General features: G+C 60.2%; 19 protein-coding genes. 16 read left to right on the top strand and 3 right to left on the bottom strand.

Translation table 11 applies throughout. The annotated features are described in order from the left end of the window. Window positions 1-76: 76 nt before the first annotated feature. The 9 genes from EYW47_RS37585 (at window position 77) to EYW47_RS37625 (ending at window position 9,393) form a co-directional block, all read left to right on the top strand. Window positions 77-1,459 carry an MFS transporter gene (locus EYW47_RS37585; protein ID WP_165976791.1) on the top strand — a complete coding sequence of 461 codons (1,383 nt, stop codon included), beginning with the start codon at window positions 77-79 and terminating at the stop codon, window positions 1,457-1,459. Between the two features lie 207 nt (window positions 1,460-1,666). Beyond that, window positions 1,667-2,731: a porin gene (locus EYW47_RS37590; RefSeq protein ID WP_165976792.1), complete on the top strand. Its 1,065-nt coding sequence runs from the start codon at window positions 1,667-1,669 to the stop codon at window positions 2,729-2,731. A 32-nt stretch (window positions 2,732-2,763) separates the two neighbouring features. After that, window positions 2,764-3,264, top strand: a complete 501-nt coding sequence (locus tag EYW47_RS37595) for a (2Fe-2S)-binding protein (protein WP_133199875.1) — start codon at window positions 2,764-2,766, stop codon at window positions 3,262-3,264. After that, window positions 3,261-5,432, top strand: a complete 2,172-nt coding sequence (locus tag EYW47_RS37600) for a xanthine dehydrogenase family protein molybdopterin-binding subunit (RefSeq protein WP_165976793.1) — start codon at window positions 3,261-3,263, stop codon at window positions 5,430-5,432. The genes EYW47_RS37595 and EYW47_RS37600 overlap by 4 nt, the downstream gene beginning before the upstream one ends. A 172-nt stretch (window positions 5,433-5,604) precedes the next feature. Beyond that, window positions 5,605-6,078, top strand: coding sequence for a GlcG/HbpS family heme-binding protein (locus EYW47_RS37605; protein ID WP_133199877.1), 474 nt, complete (start codon window positions 5,605-5,607; stop codon window positions 6,076-6,078). After that, the gene (locus tag EYW47_RS37610) at window positions 6,075-7,265 is read left to right on the top strand and encodes an acetamidase/formamidase family protein (RefSeq protein ID WP_240764094.1); all 1,191 of its coding nucleotides are present in this window, start codon (window positions 6,075-6,077) and stop codon (window positions 7,263-7,265) included. The genes EYW47_RS37605 and EYW47_RS37610 overlap by 4 nt, the downstream gene beginning before the upstream one ends. A gap of 54 nt (window positions 7,266-7,319) precedes the next feature. After that, window positions 7,320-7,796, top strand: coding sequence for a RidA family protein (locus tag EYW47_RS37615; RefSeq protein ID WP_240764095.1), 477 nt, complete (start codon window positions 7,320-7,322; stop codon window positions 7,794-7,796). Window positions 7,797-7,882: 86 nt separating this feature from the next. Next, window positions 7,883-8,878, top strand: a complete 996-nt coding sequence (locus EYW47_RS37620) for an amidohydrolase family protein (RefSeq protein WP_205710223.1) — start codon at window positions 7,883-7,885, stop codon at window positions 8,876-8,878. A 44-nt stretch (window positions 8,879-8,922) separates the two neighbouring features. Further along, entirely contained in the window at window positions 8,923-9,393 is a 471-nt protein-coding gene (locus tag EYW47_RS37625; protein WP_133199879.1) for a RidA family protein, read from the top strand. Between the two features lie 86 nt (window positions 9,394-9,479). Here the strand turns inward: EYW47_RS37625 and EYW47_RS37630 are convergent, their stop codons facing one another. Beyond that, window positions 9,480-10,373 carry an AraC family transcriptional regulator gene (locus EYW47_RS37630; protein ID WP_133199880.1) on the bottom strand — a complete coding sequence of 298 codons (894 nt, stop codon included), beginning with the start codon at window positions 10,371-10,373 and terminating at the stop codon, window positions 9,480-9,482. Window positions 10,374-10,522: 149 nt separating this feature from the next. On the opposite strand from EYW47_RS37630, the gene EYW47_RS42525 reads away from it, so the two are divergent. From EYW47_RS42525 to EYW47_RS37650, 4 genes are all read left to right on the top strand, one after another. Further along, on the top strand, window positions 10,523-11,170 hold the full coding sequence (locus tag EYW47_RS42525; RefSeq protein WP_276322981.1) for a c-type cytochrome: 648 nt from the start codon (window positions 10,523-10,525) through the stop codon (window positions 11,168-11,170). Between the two features lie 100 nt (window positions 11,171-11,270). Next, window positions 11,271-12,059, top strand: coding sequence for an alpha/beta fold hydrolase (locus tag EYW47_RS37640; protein ID WP_133199882.1), 789 nt, complete (start codon window positions 11,271-11,273; stop codon window positions 12,057-12,059). A 29-nt stretch (window positions 12,060-12,088) separates the two neighbouring features. Beyond that, window positions 12,089-12,544, top strand: a complete 456-nt coding sequence (locus EYW47_RS37645) for a (2Fe-2S)-binding protein (RefSeq protein ID WP_133199883.1) — start codon at window positions 12,089-12,091, stop codon at window positions 12,542-12,544. A gap of 1 nt (window position 12,545) precedes the next feature. Beyond that, complete coding sequence (locus EYW47_RS37650) at window positions 12,546-14,789, top strand: xanthine dehydrogenase family protein molybdopterin-binding subunit (RefSeq protein ID WP_165976795.1); 2,244 nt, start codon at window positions 12,546-12,548, stop codon at window positions 14,787-14,789. A gap of 16 nt (window positions 14,790-14,805) precedes the next feature. Here the strand turns inward: EYW47_RS37650 and EYW47_RS37655 are convergent, their stop codons facing one another. Continuing rightward, window positions 14,806-15,564, bottom strand: coding sequence for a pirin family protein (locus EYW47_RS37655; protein ID WP_133199885.1), 759 nt, complete (start codon window positions 15,562-15,564; stop codon window positions 14,806-14,808). Between the two features lie 306 nt (window positions 15,565-15,870). On the opposite strand from EYW47_RS37655, the gene EYW47_RS37660 reads away from it, so the two are divergent. The 3 genes from EYW47_RS37660 to EYW47_RS37670 all read left to right on the top strand — a co-directional run bounded on the left by EYW47_RS37660 (window position 15,871) and on the right by EYW47_RS37670 (window position 18,577). Continuing rightward, window positions 15,871-16,806 carry a LysR substrate-binding domain-containing protein gene (locus EYW47_RS37660; RefSeq protein WP_240764097.1) on the top strand — a complete coding sequence of 312 codons (936 nt, stop codon included), beginning with the start codon at window positions 15,871-15,873 and terminating at the stop codon, window positions 16,804-16,806. A gap of 188 nt (window positions 16,807-16,994) precedes the next feature. Then, the gene (locus EYW47_RS37665; protein ID WP_133199886.1) at window positions 16,995-17,978 is read left to right on the top strand and encodes a fumarylacetoacetate hydrolase family protein; all 984 of its coding nucleotides are present in this window, start codon (window positions 16,995-16,997) and stop codon (window positions 17,976-17,978) included. A gap of 38 nt (window positions 17,979-18,016) precedes the next feature. Further along, the gene (locus tag EYW47_RS37670; protein ID WP_133199887.1) at window positions 18,017-18,577 is read left to right on the top strand and encodes a VOC family protein; all 561 of its coding nucleotides are present in this window, start codon (window positions 18,017-18,019) and stop codon (window positions 18,575-18,577) included. A gap of 1 nt (window position 18,578) precedes the next feature. On the opposite strand, the gene EYW47_RS37675 is transcribed toward EYW47_RS37670, so the two are convergent. Continuing rightward, complete coding sequence (locus tag EYW47_RS37675; RefSeq protein ID WP_133199888.1) at window positions 18,579-19,061, bottom strand: OsmC family protein; 483 nt, start codon at window positions 19,059-19,061, stop codon at window positions 18,579-18,581. Between the last annotated feature and the right edge of the window lie 91 nt (window positions 19,062-19,152).

A 19,152-nucleotide genomic window follows, 5' to 3' on the forward strand; every position in this document is an offset into this window, starting at 1 on the left:
AGGGTTATGTCGCTTTGTGGAATTTCCGCAAACGCGCGTGACCCTGGTCCAGTGCATCAATTGGAGGGGATCATCTTTGAGCCATTATCTGGGATCAGCTTCCGCAGCGAGAAAATTCGAAGTACTGAACGTAACGAACCTGATCGAGGACGGTGCTCTGAGCCTCTTTCAGATCAGGGTCTATTGTCTTTGCGCATTGGTTGCGCTGGTTGACGGATTCGATAGTCAGCTGCTCGGGCCGGCTGCTCCCTCGATCGCGCATGCACTGCGTGTCAGTGTCGCCGGGTTCGGTCCCGTATTCAGCGCATCGCAGGTGGGCTTTTTTGTGGGGGCGCTAGTGCTCGGTCCTGTAGCCGACTGGTTGGGCAGACGCTGGGTGCTCGTTGGCGCCACGGCCGTCTTCGCGGTCTTTACCTTGCTTACCGCGCTGGCGCACTCGATCTCCGCGCTTCTGTTTTATCGCGTGGTCGTTGGACTCGCGCTGGGCGGCGCGTCGCCCTGTTTCATCGGGTTGGCTGCCGAGTATTTGCCTTTGAGGCAGCGCACGCGTCTCGTGACGATGTTATGGGCAGCGGTTCCGCTGGGAGGGATGTTGGGTGCGGCCGTCAGCTCGGCTTTGATCCATACCGCCGGCTGGCAGGCTTCGTTCCTCGCCGGTGGGCTCATTTCCCTCGGCGTTGCAATGCTGCTGGGCTTCGCCCTGCCTGAGTCCGTTGGATTCCTGGTGAGGCGCGGCACACCCCGACGAAAGATAAGCCCGATTGTCGAAAAGATAGCGGGCGGCCCCGTTGCGCACGACGTTCGCTTCGTGAGCAACGAGCAAAGGACACAGGGCGTGCCGTTACGAAAGCTATTCGAGTCGGGCCGGAGACTGTGCACGATTTATCTGTGGGCGCTGTGCTTTATGGCGTGGATGGCGCTAATCGTCGTGTCGTTCTGGACGCCTGCGCTGATTCAGCGTGCCGGATTCTCAATGTCTGAAGCCGCGGCGACTTTGCTGGTCAATAACGTCGGTGCGGTAGCGGGAACTGTTCTCATTGGCTCGGCGATGCAGCGGTATGGCGATTTCAGAGTTTTGGCATGGAGTTTTCTCGGGGCTGCATTGTCCGTTGGCGGATTCGGTATTTTCACTTCAGCGCTGAGCCACGTGTTGATCAGCTCAGCGCTTTCCGGATTTTTCCTTTCCGCGAGTTGTGCGGGGCTAATAGCGGTTGCGGCTGAGTCGTATCCGACATCGGTTCGGTCAACCGGAATCGGCTGGGCAATTGGCGTGGGGCGGATAGGTTCGATTGTCGGGCCCATGTTCGCGGGCCAACTATTGATGCTTCAGTGGAGCGTTCGCAGCATCTACCTGGTCCTGGGCATACCTTGCCTATGCGCGGTTGGCCTGATAGCGCTGCTACGGCGTCATACGTCGAGAACGGCCACGTCCCGGGCGGACGAGTCGGTTGCGACCTGATGATCTTGCTCCAGATCGAGGCAATCGCGAGTTTCTAGACCGTTATTCCGGTGGACTAAACAGCAACTTTCAAGACTATCCGGTCAACGCTGGAAATTTCGCCGGCATACCTTGGATGCGTGGCGGCGAACGCAGTGCTAGTTGCCACAACAAGACGCTTCTACGCCAATCACGAAAGAAACTCGAAGATCACGACGGGAGATGGAGATGAGGAAGTATTTGCTGGCATCCGTTGTCTTGTGGCCGATGCTCGGAACCGCGAATGCGCAGTCGAGCGTAACGCTTGCGGGCATTATCGACGGAGGGATTGGATTCAGGACGGGCGCGAGCGCGAATAACAGTACGCAATGGGCTTTCCAGTCGGGCGCCATACAAACTAGCCAGATTGTTTTCACTGGTACCGAAGATCTGGGCGGCGGCTACTCAACGTACTTCTATCTGGCGTCCGGATTCCTCGCGGGGAACGGTGCGCTCACAAACGCACGCCTGCCCGCCACCTCGGGTACGTATTTGTTCGACCGGGGCGCATGGGTGGGCCTGAAGGGGGACTTTGGATCCGTTCAGCTGGGGCGCAGCTTCACCCCTTTCGCGGACGTGCTCTATCGGTCCGATGCGAGCGGCTATGCGAATTTTGCGTCGCTCTCCAACACGATCTATCAGAACCTGACGGGCATCACCGGCGCGCAGTACACGTGGAGCAACAACGCTGTCAAGTATTTGTCTCCCACCTTCCACGGGCTGAGCGCTGAGTACATGCAGAGCTTCGGCGGGGTGGCCGGCGATTTCGGGGCTGGCCGTATGCGGTCCGCAGCGATTTTTTATACGTACGGGCCGATTGCGGTCAATGCCGCGTATCTGGACGCCAATAATCCGGGCGGTGTCGCGGGCAACGATATGGTCGCACGGTCCTTCACGGTGGCCGCGATGTATAGCAGCAGTACTTTCCGGGTCGGCCTCGATGTGGCGAATTTCAAGAACCCGGCCATCGGCACGAATCAGACGTTTTACTCCGCCGAGGGGACTTATCACGTTGCGCCTGACTTCGACGTTGTCGCGGACTATACGTTCCTCGCAGACAAGGTTGCCGATCGCGACGGAATGTATTTCAAGCTCGGCGCTCATTACTACCTCTCTAAAGCCACGGACTTGTACGTCGAGGGCGGCATGGCCCGCAATCACTCCGACGGCACAGTGGGCGTCGCAAGCGTCTTTCCAGCCAGCCCCGGCATCAACCAGATTGGTGTCATGACAGGCGTGCGGCACTACTTCTAACACGCGACGCTTATGCACGAGCGGAAAATCAGATGAAAGTGACCATCAACGAAAAGCCGTACGACGTGGACGTCGAACCGGAAATGCCCCTGCTCTGGGTCATTAGAGACGAGATTGGGCTGACCGGAACGAAGTTCGGCTGCGGAATGGGAATCTGCGGTGCATGTTCAATTCATCTGGACGGTGAACTGGTCCGCTCGTGCGTTTTGCCCGCCTCGGCGGGGCAGAACCGCAGGATCACGACGATCGAGGGGCTCGGAGGCAAGGGGGCGGAACTGCAGGCGCAATGGATTGCGAGTCAGGTTCCGCAGTGCGGGTACTGTCAAAGTGGCATGTTGATGGCTGCAGCCGATCTGCTGGCGCGCAATCCGCACCCGGACGACGCGGCAATCGATGCCGCGATGACCAATATTTGCCGCTGTGGCACCTATGCGCGCGTGAAGGAGGCCATCCACAGGGTGGCTGGCGGGAACGGGCCGAAAGCCCATGCGCAAGAGCACGCGTCCGGAAACGGGGAAAGGGGAAGCGTGTGACGGTCAACGCCAATTCAACGAGTCCTTCGCGGCGTCGTTTCCTCAAAGCTTCGGCGGTGAGCGCGTCGGGGCTCGTGCTGGGGTTTCATCTTCCGGCGGCCATCGCAGGGCGTGCGAACCGCAGTGAGGTTAGCAACGATCGGACAGAGATCAACGCATGGATACGCATCTCCGCACAAGGCGATATCACGCTTGAAGTCGCGCGCGTGGAAATGGGACAAGGCATCGCGACGGCCCTGCCGATGCTCATCGCCGAAGAGCTCGAGTGCGACTGGAAGGACGTGGGGATGGTCTTTGCCTCGCCGTCCGAGAATCTTGCACGAAAGGGCGTCTTCGTGACCATGATCACGGGCGATAGCCGGAGCGTTCGCGATTCCCAGCAGTACCTTCGCCTCGCGGGCGCCAGTGCGTGCCTCATGTTGAGGCAGGCGGCGGCGCAGCGCTGGGGAGTCGACGTAGCGCAGTGCGTGGCCGGTGGGAGCCGGGTCACGCACTTGAAGAGCGGGCGCTATCTAGGCTATGGCGAACTGGCGGCGGCTGCAGCAAAGCTTCCAGTTCCGAAAGATGTCGCCCTCAAGGATCCTTCGGCATGGAAGCTCTTGGGCAAGGCGCGCGGCCGACTCGATCTCCATGAAAAGGTTAACGGCGCCGCGCAATACGGCATGGATGTTCGTGTGCCAGGCATGCTCTACGCGGCAGTGGCGCAGTGCCCGGTGTTCGGGGGAAAACCGGTATCGGTCGACTCCAGCGAGGTCGATCGCCGGCGCGGAATCGTAAAGGTTCTGGAGATAGAGAACTTCGTGGCGGTCATTGGCGATAGCTGGTGGCGTGCGAAAGAAGCGCTCAAGCTGCTGAAGATTACGTGGGACTTCGGCGGGCACGAGAAGACGGACGACGCGAGTATTCGCGCATGGCTCGAAGCAGGGTTTCAAAGCGATTTGAAATCGGTTCGCCTGGAGGGCGACGCAACCGCCGCGCTCGGCGGTACAAAGAATGTGTACGAGAGCACGTACTTCACGCCGTTCGTCGCCCATACGACGATGGAGCCGCAGAACTGCACGGCACGTGTCGCCGACGGAAAGGTGGATCTGTGGGCGCCCTCGCAGGGCCCCGATATATCGCTCGGTATTGCGGCGGGTATAGCGGGGGTGCCGCCCGAAAATGTTACGGTGCATCGGCTGTATCTGGGCGGCGGATTTGGCCGTCGTGGTATCAGTCAGGACTACGTTCGAATGGCGATGCTGATTGCAAAGGCCATGCAGGGCCCCGCGATCAAGATGGTCTGGACCCGCGAAGAAGACGTGCAACACGACTTCTATCGACCGACCTCGGTGGTTCGTCAGCGGGTAGCGCTTGATGACACGGGGCAGATCTACGCCTGGCGTGTCGACGTGGCATCGCCTTCGGTACTTGCGGTGTTGCGTCCGGCGGCGCTAAAGAATGGCGTCGATGTCATGCCAACCGATGGCTTTCGCGACATGCCGTACGCGATACCGAACCTCGATATCCGCTATGCAATGCGCAATACGGCTGTGCCCGCAGGATTCTGGCGCAGTGTTTACCACTCGCAAAATCCATTCGCACGCGAGTGCTTTATCGACGAAGTCTGTGCGCTGATCAAGCAGGACCCCGTTGCCTTTCGACTCAAGATGCTCGCCGCGCGTCCACGGACAGCCAGGTTGCTGGAAGCGGTAGTTGCAGCGCACCGGCCAGGCGCATCGCCCACGGCGGGCTTCGGCGTGGCGGTCAACGAGATGGATGACACCGCTGTCGCGGGGGCGGTCGAGGTCTCGATTGCCGCGAATAAAGCCGTGAAGGTGGAGCGCGTAATCGTTGCAATCGACTGCGGGTACATCGTCAATCCCGACACCGTGGCAGCGCAGATCGAATCTTGCGCGGTATTCGGGATCAGCGGGGCGTTCTTTGGCGAGATCAACATCAAGGAAGGGCGGGTGGCGCAGAGCAATTTCTCGGATTGCCCGGTCATGCTGATGAAGCACATGCCGAAGGTCGAGTCGCTGTTGCTGCCGTCCGGTGGATTTTGGGGCGGAGTCGGTGAGCCGCCAATCTCCGTAGTGATTCCTGCACTCGTGAACGCAATCTCGTCCGCCACGGGAGAGCGAATCCGTGAACTGCCTCTCGTGCGGCACGGATACACATTGGCTTGATCACGCATTCGATTAGGAATGCATATCTACCTATGTTTTTTATGCAAACGAGATGCAAAAGCGCCTGTGTCCAAGGGCTGAAAAAACGGACTTTACGACAAGGACGGAACGCGGCCGCGTTTCACGATACAGGTATCGAATGAGTTGCTATGAACGATCTGGAGGCAATGCAATGAACAACCCAAGTCACGGCGATTCGAGCGCAGCGGTAACTCGCTCGGTCATATCTTATGCGCAGGCAAACAAGGCGATCAACGCGGCGATGGCCTTCGCGCAGGAGAGCGATCTCCATTTGAGCATCGTCGTTCTCGATACCGGAGGGCACGTCGTCGCCTCCGCGCGGATGGACGGCGCGGGGTTCGTGACGATCGAGGTGGCGCGCGGCAAGGCGTTCGCGGTCGTCGCAACGGGCGGCACGCCAGGCGATGCGCTCGCCCGACGGTACACGGAGAACCCGATGGTTTGGGGCAACGTTGCTTCTCTCGGTTATGGTGCGCCGTTGCTGCCGGCGCGTGGCAGCTTGCCGATTTACAAGGATGGTGCGCTCATCGGCGCCATCGCCGCGAGTGGCGCGCCTTCGGAACAGGACGAGCTCGCGATTCTCGCCGGCATTGCGGCAATCGATGCGACGGACACGCTGCGATGAGCCCGATCGATCAAGGCCACGAGCAGGGGACGCCGTCACTCAGCCGCCGAAACGCCATCAAGCTGGGCGGCTCGCTCGGGCTGCTCGGGATGGCGCTGCCGCTGGCCGGCCACGCGCAGGCGGCATCAACGGTACAAAGGGTACAAACGGTACAAACGGCCAGCGATGCCCCGCGCGGACGTCAGCATGTGGTGGAGTCGAATGAGCGGACGGTGCGGGTTGGCGTAGTCGACCCCAAGGCCGCAGCGATTGTGACTATCGAGTCGGGCGACGTGGTTCGATACGTCAACACGTGGATCAACTGGGGCAATGAAGCGAAGTATGGGATGAGCTTTGCCGAGCGCGAGCCGATCCGCCGCAAGTATCCGCAAGGACCGTATTCGCTGGTCGGCCCGGTTGCGGTAAAGGGCGCGGAGCCTGGCGACCTGATCGAATGCAGGATGCTCAAGTTGCGCCCGATCGACTGGGGTTGGAATGCCGCGCCGATGGGTGTCGGTGCGCTGCCGAAGGACTTCTCCAAGCCGTACCTCAAGTATTTCCGCTTCGATCAAGCGCGACAGTACGCGGATTTTGCCCCCGGAATCAGGATTCCCCTGCGGCCCATTCAGGGCTTCATGGCTACTGCGCCCGCTACCGATGAAATCAGGAGTGCGATTCTCGCCGGTCACAATGGCGGCAATCTTGCATTGAGCGAGCTTGTAGTTGGGACCTCGCTCTTCCTGCCGGTATCGCGCGAGGGCGCGATGATCTGGACCGGCAACTCGCATGCCGTTCAAGGCGACGGCCAGGTCGATCAGACCACGATCGAAACAGCCATGGAAGACCTGCAGATCCAGTACATCCTGCACAAGGGGGCGTCCCTGCCTGGACCGATGGCGGAAACGCCAACCCATTGGATTGGACTTGGCTTTGGCGAAACCATTGCCGATGCCCTCAGGTCGTGCCTGCGCGACATGATCAGATGGCTGGCATCAACGGCCGGCATAGACGAGGTCGAAGCCTACGCGATCTACAGCATGGCCGGCAGTTTTCGCATTACGCAGTACGCCGATCAGGTTGCGAGTGCATACAGCGTGATTCCCGCCAAGGCGGTACACGGGATGTTGCCGAAGTCACTGCTGATGCCGCAATTGCGCGACAGGATCGCCAGCCGAACACGGTCTGGCGACGGCGAGGGTCGCGCATAGGGCGGCGCTCTCAATCAGAAAAACTGTGCTTTTACTTCCACAGAGGAACGCAACATGTATTGCTCGAAAACGAAGTCGATTGCCGCGACGATCGCTGTCGCGATGGTCTCGACCATGACGCTGATGACGTCGGCGAAGGCCAACGAGTACGTCACCACCCCCGACACCGACAAGCGGGCCTACTCTCTTTCGGTGTCTACCCAAGGCGGGAAGACGGTCTATCTGGCGGGCCAGTTGAATATCGCGGACCTCAACGACAAGCCGCTACCCGGCGATTTCGACGGTCAGGCGCGCGCGGCATTTCAGCGAATCCAGAAGACGCTCGAGGCGTCCGGCGGGAAACTCAGTGACATCGTATCCATGACGGTGTTCATTACTGACGTGCGCAACGGAGAGCACTTTGCCGATATACGCCGGGAGTTTTTCGCTCCGGGAAAGTACCCGACTAGTGCGCTGATCGCGATTCGCAACCTCGGTATCCCCAATGCGCTGATCGAGATTCAGGCGACCGCAGTAGTGGGTGGGAAATGACGAACGGCGGATGCGAGCTTTGCGCCCCGGGGCGCAGACGCTTTTTCACAGGGCTAGCCGCGTTGGCGGCCGGCGGTGCGCTTGGCATGCCAGCAGTGAAGGCGCAGGGCAGTGCGAGCGACGTTGCGCAGCAGCGCAACTGGATCGATGTCCACCACCATCTCGTGCCGCCGGGCTACCTGGCACAGGTCCCGGACGACGACGCGGTACCTGGTGCGTCGGCCACGCCGCGCCGGGCGTTGGCGAACTGGACGGTCGAACATTCGATCGAGCAGATGGACCAGGCAGGCGTTGCGACATCGATGCTGTCAATCAGCAATCCCGGAATCTGGTTCGGCGACGTGGCGAAAGCGCGGAAGCTCGCGCGTGAATGCAACGAATACGGAGCGAAACTGGTGTCGGGCTATCCGGGACGGTTCGGTCTGTTCGCGGCGTTGCCGCTGCCGGACATCGAAGGGAGCCTCGCGGAAATCGCCTACGCACTCGATGTGCTCAAGGCGGACGGAATCGGACTCTATACCAGTTACGGGACCCGGTGGCTCGGAGATCCCGCGTTTGACCCGGTCTTTGCGGAATTGAACCGGCGTAAGGCGCTTGTTTATACGCATCCGACCACGGCGGATTGTTGCCGTAATTTGCAGCCGGCAGTGTCGCCCAACGTCGTCGAGTACCAGACCGATACGACGCGCGCCATCGCAGAGATCCTGGCTAGCGGCACGGCTTCACGCTATCCCGATGTGCGAATCATTTTTTCGCATGCGGGGGGCACGATGCCCTTCCTCATCGAGCGGTTCGTCGGCTGGGCAAAGAGCCCGCAGATCGCCAAAAAGCTGCCCAATGGATTGAAGTACGAACTGGAGCGCTTCTACTACGACACAGCACAAACATCCAACTCCACGGCGATGGGTGCGTTGACGAAGATCGTTCCGGACTCGCAGATACTTTTCGGCACGGACTACCCGTTCAGGACGGTGGTCGATCACGTGAAAAATCTGACCGAGTGCGGTGTCTTTGACGATCGTCGCCTGCGTCTGATCGGGCGAGACAACGCGCTGGCGTTATTGCCTCGATTGCGAACCTGAATTTAATTCATCAGCAACTCAACGATTTACTTTAGGAGAGAGACATGAAACCGATCAAATTCACCAGCAAGATGGTGACGCTCATGTTGTCAGCGGCTGCGTGCATGGCCGCAACGTCGAGTGAGGCGAAGGACTACGTCACGACGCCAGATACTCAGGCGCGCGCGTACTCACTTGCTGTGTCCAGCGATAGCCCGAAGAAGACCATTTACTTTGCGGGGCAAACGGGACATATCGATGCCGACGGCAAACCCATCACCAACTTCGACGCTCAAGCGCGACGCGCTTTCACACTGCTCGATCAAACATTGCGCAAGTCGGGCGGCAAGTTGAGCGATGTGGTTTCCATGACGGTATTTATCACCGACGTGCGTAACGGCAAGCATTTCGCCGATATCCGTAAGGAGTTCTTCCCGGACGGAAAATTTCCGGGTAGCGCATTGATTGCCGTGGATGGATTGATGGGGCAATCGATGATCGAGATTCAAGGCGTGGCAGTCGTCGACGGTAAATGAGATTTGCCGTAGAGATTCAGTTGTGCGTTTGAGCGGCGCTGCTGGCCGCGTATGGGGTCAGCAGCGCCAGTACTCGACGAATCGAATCACGCCGGAGTGGCGCCAGCAAGGGGCCGCGCGTCGACCACGATGGAGTTGCGTCGAAACTCGCTGGGCGGAACGGCCATATGCTGGGTGAAGAAGCGGGTGAAGTGACTGTGCTCTTCAAAGCCGAGTTCGAGTGCGATGTCGATCAACGGCCTCGTCGTAGCGGTGAGGAGCTTGATCGCTTGCGTCATTCGCGTCCAGTCGATGTAGTGCTGGGGTGGAATGCCTACGCAGTTTTTGAACTGCTCGAAGAATCGCGAACGCGACATGCCAACATAGGCGGCGACAGTCGTGACGGTCGGATTCTCCTCGACATTGGCGTTGATATAGTCGAGCGCCTTGCGGATGCGGAAGTCGGCTGGCTTGCCGGAGGAGCGCAAGCCCATCGTGAGTGCGGGATTTGCAAAGTCTCGGACTACCGCACGGAGCAAATCTCGCAAGATCGCTTGAGAAGCGTCCTGGCTCGCGACGGAGGGATTCGTAATGGCGGCGGACAAGCGGTCGACATGATGTCGAACATCAGGCGTGCAGATGACGTTCGAGCACGGGAAAATGCGCGTTTCCCGGCTCAGCGGAAGCTCGAGTGCAGACCCGAGCCAGTCGACTTCGATCACCAACGACAGGACCACGGAGGGATTGTTCGTGGAATCTGTCTTGGAATGTGACTCCCATGGGTTGATCAGGATGGCCCCACCGTCGCCTAGCACGTGCGATGCGTCGCCAATGCGAAAGTAGCTGTCATTCCCCCCAAGCTTGAAGAGGAACTGATACTGCGCGTGGGCATGAGCGACGAGTGCCCGGCGAGTGAAGTTGACTGAGGCTCGCCCAAATGGGCCCTGAATGATGCAGGCAGACTTGCCAGTCTCCCCCAGCAGGTCGTCACTATGTTGCATGTTGCACTCCAAAAATCAGTAACGCTTTTCGCGCTGCAGTCTTGATCGATTAGCAGGACTATTCGATAAGTTGCCGGATATTCCGGCCAGATCGACATGGCGCGTCGAGCTAATCTGAAGCAAGGTAAACAGCGTGAATCTTGACGTCAATGAAAAGGTATTCAGTGGTTTCCCGCATAGTATCGAATGTCTTCCTGGCCGGAGCGCTTCTGTTACCGGTGGTGGCCGTTCATGCGCAAGACGGCACTACTCGCGTCCACGAACTGGTGACCGCGCGCTGTGCTGCGTGCCACGGTGTGGACGGCAATAGCATCGCGAGTGCATACCCTCGTCTTGCCGGTCAGTATCCAGGATATCTTCAACAGCAACTCGAAATGTTCAAGGGTTTGGACGGTCGTCCGCCCATGCGTCATAGTCCCGTGATGGAGCCTATGGTTGCCGATCTTTCGGATGAGGACATGCGGGCGCTCGCTGCCTATTACGCGTCACAAATGCCGAATGGCAAGAGCGATGTTGTGACCTCATCGTTGGCGCCTGGCAAGAGGGTCTATGTGGAGGGATCAAGTGGCGGTGCGCCGGCGTGTGCGGTCTGCCATGGCGTGGACGGCGCCGGGGTGCCCGGATTGTTTCCGCGCATCGCGGGGCAGCACCCTGAGTACATTGGAGCGCAACTGGAGAACTACAAGAACGGTCGCCGCGGTGGAAAAGGCAGGGCCATGACTACGATAGGACCGCTGCTATCGGACGACGAAATAAAGGCAGTCGCATCCTATATCGGATCCCTGAAACCGCAGTGAAAACTGGGATGATCCGGTAAGTTTAAGGGACACACAAGACATAGAATCGGCTCACGACTGATAGCTGAATTTTGCGCAAGTTGCAAAGAGGGGACTGCTTATGCCGTTTTTCGATCGTGATGGAGTGAGGCTGTGGTACGAGGAGCGAGGCGATGCGAGCAAGCCCGCCGTCGTCTTTTCACATGGTTTTCTCATGGACGGATCGATGTTCGATACGAATATCGAGTCGTTCATCGACGAGTTTCGTTGCATCGTCTGGGATCAGCGCGGGTTCGGGAAAACCGGTGAGGTTGGCAAGCCATTTTCATTCTGGGACTCGGCACGCGACCTGCTCGCGCTCCTCGACCATCTGGAAATTGGCGCGGCGGCGCTGGTGGGGATGTCGCAGGGGGGCTTTGTTTCGATGCGTGCTGCGCTCCTGGAACCCGACCGGGTACGCGCGCTGGCACTCATCTCGACACGCTCGGGTGCGGATGCGCCGCCCGTCATCGAGTCGTTCGCGCAGCTAAAGGCGGCGTGGAGGCATAGCGGCCCCGAACCGCTGGCCAAGGACTTGAGCGGACTCCTCATCGGGGCCCGTTTCGATTCGTCCAGTTGGGTCAGCGCCTGGCAGAGCATGTCGAGATCCGGCATCGATCATCCGGTCGATGCATTGACCGGCCGCGACGACCTCACGCCTCAGCTGGGAAGCATTACGTGTCCTGCGATCGTCTTTCACGGCAATCAGGATCGTGCCATCGACATTGCGCATGGCCGCGAGCTGGCGCAGGGATTGCCGAATTCGAAGGGATTCGTCACCATAGACAGGGCCGGACACGCGCCCAATCTGACGCATCCACAGTTCGTCAACGGTCCGTTGCGTGACTTCTTGCTGCGCTATACCGGTTGAAGGCATCCCTATTGCCTGATGGAGCGAACATGGCCCAAACGATCGTGGTGAACGGCGTATCGCATGAGGTGACTTCCAGCCCCGAGACGCCGCTCCTTTATGTGCTGCGTAACGAGCTGCGGCTGAACGGCCCGAAGTTTGGGTGCGGTCTCGCGCAGTGCGGTGCCTGCACCGTGCATCTGGGAAAAGATGCGGTCCGCTCGTGCGTGCTGCCTGTGTCAGCCATCACGCAGCCCGTTACGACGGTCGAAGCGCTTGCCGCCGAGACCCCGCATAACCGCATCCTGGCGTCGTTCGTCAAGCATCAGGCTGCGCAGTGCGGCTACTGCATCAATGGCATGGTGATGGTGGCAGCGTCGCTGCTGAATGCCAAACCTCACCCAACGAGAGCGGAAATCATTGCAGCGCTCGACGGTAATCTTTGTCGCTGTGGGACGCATCTGCGCATACTCGATGCGGTCGCGGACGCTGCCGGGACCCAGTGACATGACAACGCGCCGGCAGTTCTTGAAGGCAGGCGGGGGACTCGCCATTTCGTTCACACTTCCGCTATCGGCGATGACTTTGGCGTCGAGTGCGAATGCCGTCGATGCCCGGGGACGAGCGGCGACAGAGGCGTCAGCCGGAGGGAAGTCGCAGGACGCCGCGCGCGTGTCGGCGTGGCTCGCCATCGACAAGCAGGGCGACGTCACGTTGTACGCCGGTAAGGTCGAGTTGGGCACGGGGGTTCAGACGGCGCTTGCGCAACTCGTCGCAGAGGATCTCGACGTACCGGTCGATCGCGTGATCGTGCTGATGGGGGACACAGCGACCGCAGTCGATCAGGGGCCGACGGTCGGCAGCATGACGATGAAGACCAGTATGCAGCCTGTGCGCCGGGCCGCGGCCACCGCGCGGGCCCACATCGTTGCGCGGGCATCTGCGCAATGGGGCGTCGCTCCCGAGCAGCTTGCGACTCGGGCGGGGCACGTATACAAGCGTGCCGATCCCGCGCGGGCGTTGGCGTATGTCGATGTGCTTCCCGAAGACTGGACGTCGTTGGCAATAGATGACACGGTGATGTTGAAGCCGTCCTCCGAACTCACAGTCATCGGCACGGCGGTGCCGCGCGTGGAGTTGCCGGGGAAGGTGAATGGGGCGCACATTTATCTGCAAAACATCAGATTGCCGAATATGGTGCACGCGCGGGTCATTCATCCACCGATAAACGGGGCGACGCTTTCCCGGGTGGACCGAAAGAGCGTCGAGAAGATGCCGGGCCTTATCGACGTGATCGTCAAAGGCAATTTCGTGGCCGTCGTGTGCGAGCAGGAGTTTCAGGCCGTGCTGGCGTCGCGTGCTCTCGCGCTCGAATGGTCCCCTCCGAAGCCAGGTGTCGATAGCGCGGGCGTATACGACGCGATGCGATCGGAGCCAGGTGTCGACGAGGTGTTGCGCACGACTGGGAACCCCGACGGCGCCGATAGCCATGCTGCGAAGCGCCTCGTCGCAACCTACAGGACGCCTTATCAAACCCATGGCTCGATCGGCCCGTCGTGTGGCGTTGCCGACGTCAAGGCGGACTCCGCGACTGTGTGGTCGGCTACACAGGGCTCGTTTCCGTTGCGCGATGCCATCGCGGAGTTCATCGGCATGCCGCGCGAGAAGGTGCGCGTCGTGTGGACCGAAGGCGCGGGCTGTTATGGGCACAATGGCGCGGACGACGCCTCGGCGGAGGCCGCTTTCCTTTCGCAAGCCCTGAAGCGGCCAGTGCGGGTTCAATGGATGCGCAACGACGAGCACGGCTGGGATCCAAAAGGTCCCGCCACCGAAGCGCAGATACAAGCGAGCGTCGACGCTGAAGGGAGAATCGACAGGTGGATATATACGATATCGACGCCGACCCATATATCCCGGCCGATGGGGAGCGCAGGCAATCTTCTGCCTGGCAGGATGATGGGGCTCGCGCCCAAGCCCGTACGCATTGGCGGTGACCATTGTGCGCGCACGCTCTACCATTTCGCTAACGAAAGGGTAACGGTGCGCTGGCTGCCCGACGGCGCACTTCGCCCTTCAGCCTTGCGAGGGTTAGGCGCCGTAGCGAATACATTGGCGAACGAGTCGTTTATGGACGAGCTCGCCAATCTGGCCAAACGCGACCCCATAGATTTTCGCCTGGCTCATCTGACTGACGAGAGGGCGAAAGCCGTACTCCAGGCAGTGAGGCGCACGTCGGACTGGAACGCGCGCAGAGCGGCCGCGACGAGAGCCAATGCGCCAGAGAAAGAGGGCGTCGGGGTCGCGCTTGCACGACTGGAGCCCGCGGGCGCCTACGTCGCGACAGTCTGCTGCGTCACCGTGAATGCACAGACTGGCGATATGCGGGTGTCGCGCGTATTTGTTGCCCATGACTGCGGTTTGATCGTGAACCCGGACGGTCTTCGAAATCAGATTCAAGGCTGTGTCATACAGACGATAAGCCGCACGATGAAGGAGGAGTTTCGCTTCAGCGCGACGGCGATGCTCACGCTGGATTGGGCAAGCTATCCTATCCTCCGTTTCAGCGAATGCCCGGAGGAGGTCCAGATTTCATTGATCAACCGTCAGGACCAACCGCCGGTAGGTGCCGGCGAACCCACCGCGCTGACGATCGCACCGGCGATTGGCAACGCCATCTTTCATGCGACCGGAGTGCGGATCAGAAAGACGCCGTTCACGGCTTCGCAGTTCAAGGCGTCGCAAAAGGCCTAGTTTCGCGGCGTCCGTGCTACGTCCGCACCGATTCGCCGCACAGCATCACGAAATGGCTGTTGCTGCGGGCGGTAATGCTCAACGGCTCGGCTCCGCTGAAACCGGCAAGGGCGATGGCAGTGCCCTCGGTGAGGACTTCGCCCTCCTGTCCAACGTTCACGCTCAGCGTGCCGCTTATTGCGTAGATCCACACCCCCCACCCGCGTTTGATTTGCAAATCCACATTCGCGTGTGCGTCGACGAAGGCATCGAAAAGAGAAAACGGCTGAGGCAGGACGACAGGCGAGCGGACTTCACCGAACTCGCCGGCGACGACGCGCACACGAGTGCCATCCGCCGTGAACGTTGGGATGTCCCCGGATTCGAGATGCACGGCATAAGGCGCAACGGACTTCATGGAGGCCGGCAGGTCGACGAAGAATTGCAATCCGTGAACCTCGGGATCGTCGCCGCCCGGCCATTCGTCGTGAGTCACGCCTCGGCCGGCGACCATCCAGTGCAGCGAGCCCGGCATGATGGGCAGTTCGTTACCGATCGAGTCGGCGTTGAGATGGGGGCTGCGTGAATCTTCAAACAGATAGGTCACGGCAGAAAACCCGGCATGCGGATGGGGGCCAAATGTGGGCTCGGTCATCCTGAAGTGATCGACCATGAGCACGGGATCCATCGCGCCTCCAAAATGGACGTTGCGGAAACTGGAGGCGGAGAAGTGCTTGCCAATGTTGTGCGGCGAGCCTTTGACGGGTTTGGTAATACGAATCGAGTGGGTCAGCATGACATTTCGCTTTCATAAGAGGTGAGCCGAAGACGGGGCCGCGCGGGTAAGCCGCGGGCGGTCACGTGTTGCTGCCGTCAATAGTAGTTGGGAGAGCGGCCGGGACAAACGCACCCGGTTGGACATTGCGTCCCACAGGTGGGATGACCGCGCCCGGCGGCGCGCCGGCTCCGGACTGGGTCTCAATTTGGGGATGCGCACGTGTCGTCCCGTCAGGTGGACGATGGATCCCGGATACGAGGGGCAAACCCGTCACCCTGGGCCGCTAAGATGGTGCTCAGGGCCTTGCGCGATGGCTATTGCGCAATGGCGCTCGATCTTCAGGGAGTCCGCATCATGCTGGATCTAAACGACTTCTATTATTTCGTTCATGTCGTCGACCGCCACGGCATAACCGCCGCGGCCCGCGCCCTTTCCGTGCCTAAATCGACAGTCAGCTTTCGCATCCAGCAGCTCGAAGCCGCGCTGGGCGCCCGTTTGATAAACAGGACTACGAGACAATTCAATGTGACGGAGGCGGGCCACAACTTCTACAGGCATGCGGTATCGATGCTAAAGGAGGCGCAGGCGGCGGAAGCGGTCGTGCGTGACGGGCAGCTCGAACCCAGCGGGACGATTCGCTTCACCATTGCGGCGGCGACCGCACAGTTCGCAACGGACAAACTATTGCCGATGTTTCTCGGCAAGTACCCAAAGATCAGTCTGGTCCAGCATGTCACCGATGCATCAGTCGACCTCGTGGCGGAGAATTTCGATCTGGCGATCCGGGCGCATTCGACCATGTTGCCAGACTCCAGTCTGGTTGGCAGGGAACTCGCCTCCGCGCCCTGGCGCTTGTTCGCCGGAATTCAGTATGCCGAGGCGCGTGGTCTGCCAGCCAGCCCCTCACAGCTGGGGGAACACCACACACTGTTCATGGCAAGAACGGGCGTACGCGTTGAATGGCGTCTTCGTGATGCGCATGGCCAGGAGCAGGTGATACCGCTTCGACCACGGTTGGTGAGCGAGGACATGCTCGTACTCAAATCCGCGGCGCAGCAAGGTCTGGGTATTGTCGCGTTGCCCGCTTATGTTTGCCGCGAGGAAGTGGCCCTTGGGACGCTAACGCCGGTCCTGCCGGAATGGTCCGCAGGCGAGTCAACGCTTACGGCGTTGCTCCCTTTTCGGCACGGGATCTCGCCGTCGGTGCGCGCTTTCGTGGACTTCTTGCTGGGCGAGATGCCCAAGGCCGTTGTCTTTTGAGATGTCGTTCAGGGGCCGTAATTTGCGGCAGAACGCCGGGCGTTTTACGAAATTGCGTGTTCCCGCGAATGCCCGGCTGCAGTTCGTGTTCACCAGATGGAAATCGACGACGCCTTCCCTTGCGCCGAGCCTATGATCGAAACATGAAGTCGCATCAACGGCGTATTTGATAAGGAGTTTGAACAGATATGAAGATGGCGTCATTGCGTTCCGGTCGGGACGGTGAACTGGTGGTGGTCAGTCGGGACCTGGAACAGGCCGTACGTGTGAGTTCGGTCGCGCGCACATTGCAAGCCGCGCTCGACGATTGGGAGAGCATTGCACCAAAGCTCGAAGCAATCTATGCCGCGCTGAATGCGGGTGATGTCGAAGACGCCTTTCCCATTGTGTGGCACGAGTTGGGAGCGCCTTTGCCGCGCAGCTATCAGTATCTCGACGGGGCCGCCTATGTGAGCCACATCAAGCGCAACCGCGCTGCGCGTGGCGAAGCCCTTCCGGATGATTTGATGGAAAGGCCGCTCGTCTATCAGGGTATTTCGCATGGTTTCCTTGGCTGGAACGAGGACATCCCGGTGGCATCGGAGGCGCTTGGAGTCGACTTTGAAGCGGAAATCGCCGCGGTGACCGGGGCCGTCCCTATGGGAGTCGGTGCTCAGGAAGCGTGTTCATATATTCGACTGTTCGTTTTGCTGAACGATGTGTCGCTGCGCGCGATTATTCCCGGCGAACTGAAGCGGACCTTCGGCTTTCTCACGGGAAAGCCAGCCTCGAGCCTGGGTCCCATTGCCGTGACACCCGACGAATTGGGACCGCTTTGGCACGATGGGCTGGTGGGCGGGAGAATGCAATGCTCGGTGCGCGGCGAGTGGGTTGGCAATATCGACACGGGAATCGACACGCCGTTTCACTACGGCGATTTGATCGCCCACGTTGCCCAGACGCGGGCGTTCGAGCCGGGCACGATTGTCGGGCTCGGCACCGTATCGAACGAGGACGAAGCTGCCGGCTGCGCGTGCATCGGCGAAATCCGGGCGCTCGAGACCTTGCGTGACGGCAAGGCATCCACGCCGTTCTTTAGCTTCGGAGATCGTGTGCGTATCGAACACGTCGATCATGAAGGCCGGTCCATCTTCGGCGCAATCGATCAGCGTTTCATGCCGGCGGCGCGATGAGCGGCGTTCAGCCTACGTATCTGAAAGGAGGAGGCGTCATGCTTTGCAAGGGCCTGCATCACGCAGCGTATCGCTGCCGGGATGCGCGGGAGACGGTCGATTTTTATACCCAGGCGCTCGGTCTGAAGTTCATCCACGCGATGGGCGAGGATCACGTACCTTCGACGGGCATCTATAGCCCGCACATCCATATATTCTTCGAAATGGAGGATGGCGCCTGTATTGCGTTTTTCGAATTACCGGCAGACGAAGGTGAACCGTCGGGAAGAGACGCCGGGACGCCAGACTGGGTTCAGCACTTTGCCTTTCGGGTGGCCGACCGGGCCACCGTCGATCGCGCAAGGGAATCGCTGACGGGTCGGGGTATCGCGGTCGTTGGGCCGACGATTCACGACGACTTCCTGTACTCGATTTATTTCTTCGATCCGTCTGGGCATCGTCTTGAATTGACTGCCGTTACGGCTACGCCCGAGCAGGACGCCCAATTCCGCGAGGAAGCGATGGACGTCCTGCGCTTGTGGGAAAAGACGCATGACTGGTCCCAGCGCGCGGCCTTGTTTGGTGGTGCTACGGGCTATCGGCGCGAGGACGCTGTGTAGTTCACGCTGCGCTTGCGGCTTCGATGGTGGGTTCGCAGCGGATCGGGAAATTGACCGAGTTCGCGATATAGCATTTCTCGTGCGCCGCGTGATGGAGTTGCTCGGCAAGGCTGCGATTGTCGCCCGCGCGGATGGTCACGCGCGGACGCAACACGATCTCGCTGAAGCGTCCTGATTCGTGGGCACTGTCGATCATGGTGCCCTGCGCCTCGTCGACATAGGCAAGCACTGCGATGCCCGCATCGGCGCACAGGTGCAGATACCAGAGCTTGTGGCAGGCGCTGACTGAGGCCACGAGCAGCTCTTCGGGGTTCCAGCGATCGCGGTCGCCGCGAAACGCGGGGTCCGATGAACCGGCAATGGCGGGCTTGCCCGCCGCCTCGATCGTATGGTCGCGGCCGTAGTCGCGATAGCCCGAGGTGCCGCTGCCACGATTGCCGGTCCATTGAACGGTTACGGTGTATTGGTGTTCCGTGTGCGCCATTTCAGCTCTCCATGCTGTCGGTCAGCGCGCATTATCCCATCGATTGATTATCTGGCGCGGGCTGCGGTCCGTTGCGATCGCGCCAAGCGAG

This window comes from Paraburkholderia silviterrae, from assembly GCF_004353915.1.
Classification (GTDB): Bacteria; Pseudomonadota; Gammaproteobacteria; order Burkholderiales; family Burkholderiaceae; genus Paraburkholderia; species Paraburkholderia silviterrae.

Bases quoted from the DNA above. Each gene is read 5' to 3' on its own strand.
- EYW47_RS37590 (WP_165976792.1), top strand. From the start codon at position 1,667: ATGAGGAAGTATTTGCTGGCATCCGTTGTCTTGTGGCCGATGCTCGGA.
- EYW47_RS37595 (WP_133199875.1), top strand. From the start codon at position 2,764: ATGAAAGTGACCATCAACGAAAAGCCGTACGACGTGGACGTCGAACCG.
- EYW47_RS37605 (WP_133199877.1), top strand. From the start codon at position 5,605: ATGAACAACCCAAGTCACGGCGATTCGAGCGCAGCGGTAACTCGCTCG.
- EYW47_RS37610 (WP_240764094.1), top strand. From the start codon at position 6,075: ATGAGCCCGATCGATCAAGGCCACGAGCAGGGGACGCCGTCACTCAGC.
- EYW47_RS37615 (WP_240764095.1), top strand. From the start codon at position 7,320: ATGTATTGCTCGAAAACGAAGTCGATTGCCGCGACGATCGCTGTCGCG.
- EYW47_RS37620 (WP_205710223.1), top strand. From the start codon at position 7,883: ATGCCAGCAGTGAAGGCGCAGGGCAGTGCGAGCGACGTTGCGCAGCAG.
- EYW47_RS37625 (WP_133199879.1), top strand. From the start codon at position 8,923: ATGAAACCGATCAAATTCACCAGCAAGATGGTGACGCTCATGTTGTCA.
- EYW47_RS37630 (WP_133199880.1), bottom strand. From the start codon at position 10,373: ATGCAACATAGTGACGACCTGCTGGGGGAGACTGGCAAGTCTGCCTGC.
- EYW47_RS42525 (WP_276322981.1), top strand. From the start codon at position 10,523: ATGAAAAGGTATTCAGTGGTTTCCCGCATAGTATCGAATGTCTTCCTG.
- EYW47_RS37640 (WP_133199882.1), top strand. From the start codon at position 11,271: ATGCCGTTTTTCGATCGTGATGGAGTGAGGCTGTGGTACGAGGAGCGA.
- EYW47_RS37645 (WP_133199883.1), top strand. From the start codon at position 12,089: ATGGCCCAAACGATCGTGGTGAACGGCGTATCGCATGAGGTGACTTCC.
- EYW47_RS37650 (WP_165976795.1), top strand. From the start codon at position 12,546: ATGACAACGCGCCGGCAGTTCTTGAAGGCAGGCGGGGGACTCGCCATT.
- EYW47_RS37655 (WP_133199885.1), bottom strand. From the start codon at position 15,564: ATGCTGACCCACTCGATTCGTATTACCAAACCCGTCAAAGGCTCGCCG.
- EYW47_RS37660 (WP_240764097.1), top strand. From the start codon at position 15,871: ATGGCGCTCGATCTTCAGGGAGTCCGCATCATGCTGGATCTAAACGAC.
- EYW47_RS37665 (WP_133199886.1), top strand. From the start codon at position 16,995: ATGAAGATGGCGTCATTGCGTTCCGGTCGGGACGGTGAACTGGTGGTG.
- EYW47_RS37670 (WP_133199887.1), top strand. From the start codon at position 18,017: ATGCTTTGCAAGGGCCTGCATCACGCAGCGTATCGCTGCCGGGATGCG.
- EYW47_RS37675 (WP_133199888.1), bottom strand. From the start codon at position 19,061: ATGGCGCACACGGAACACCAATACACCGTAACCGTTCAATGGACCGGC.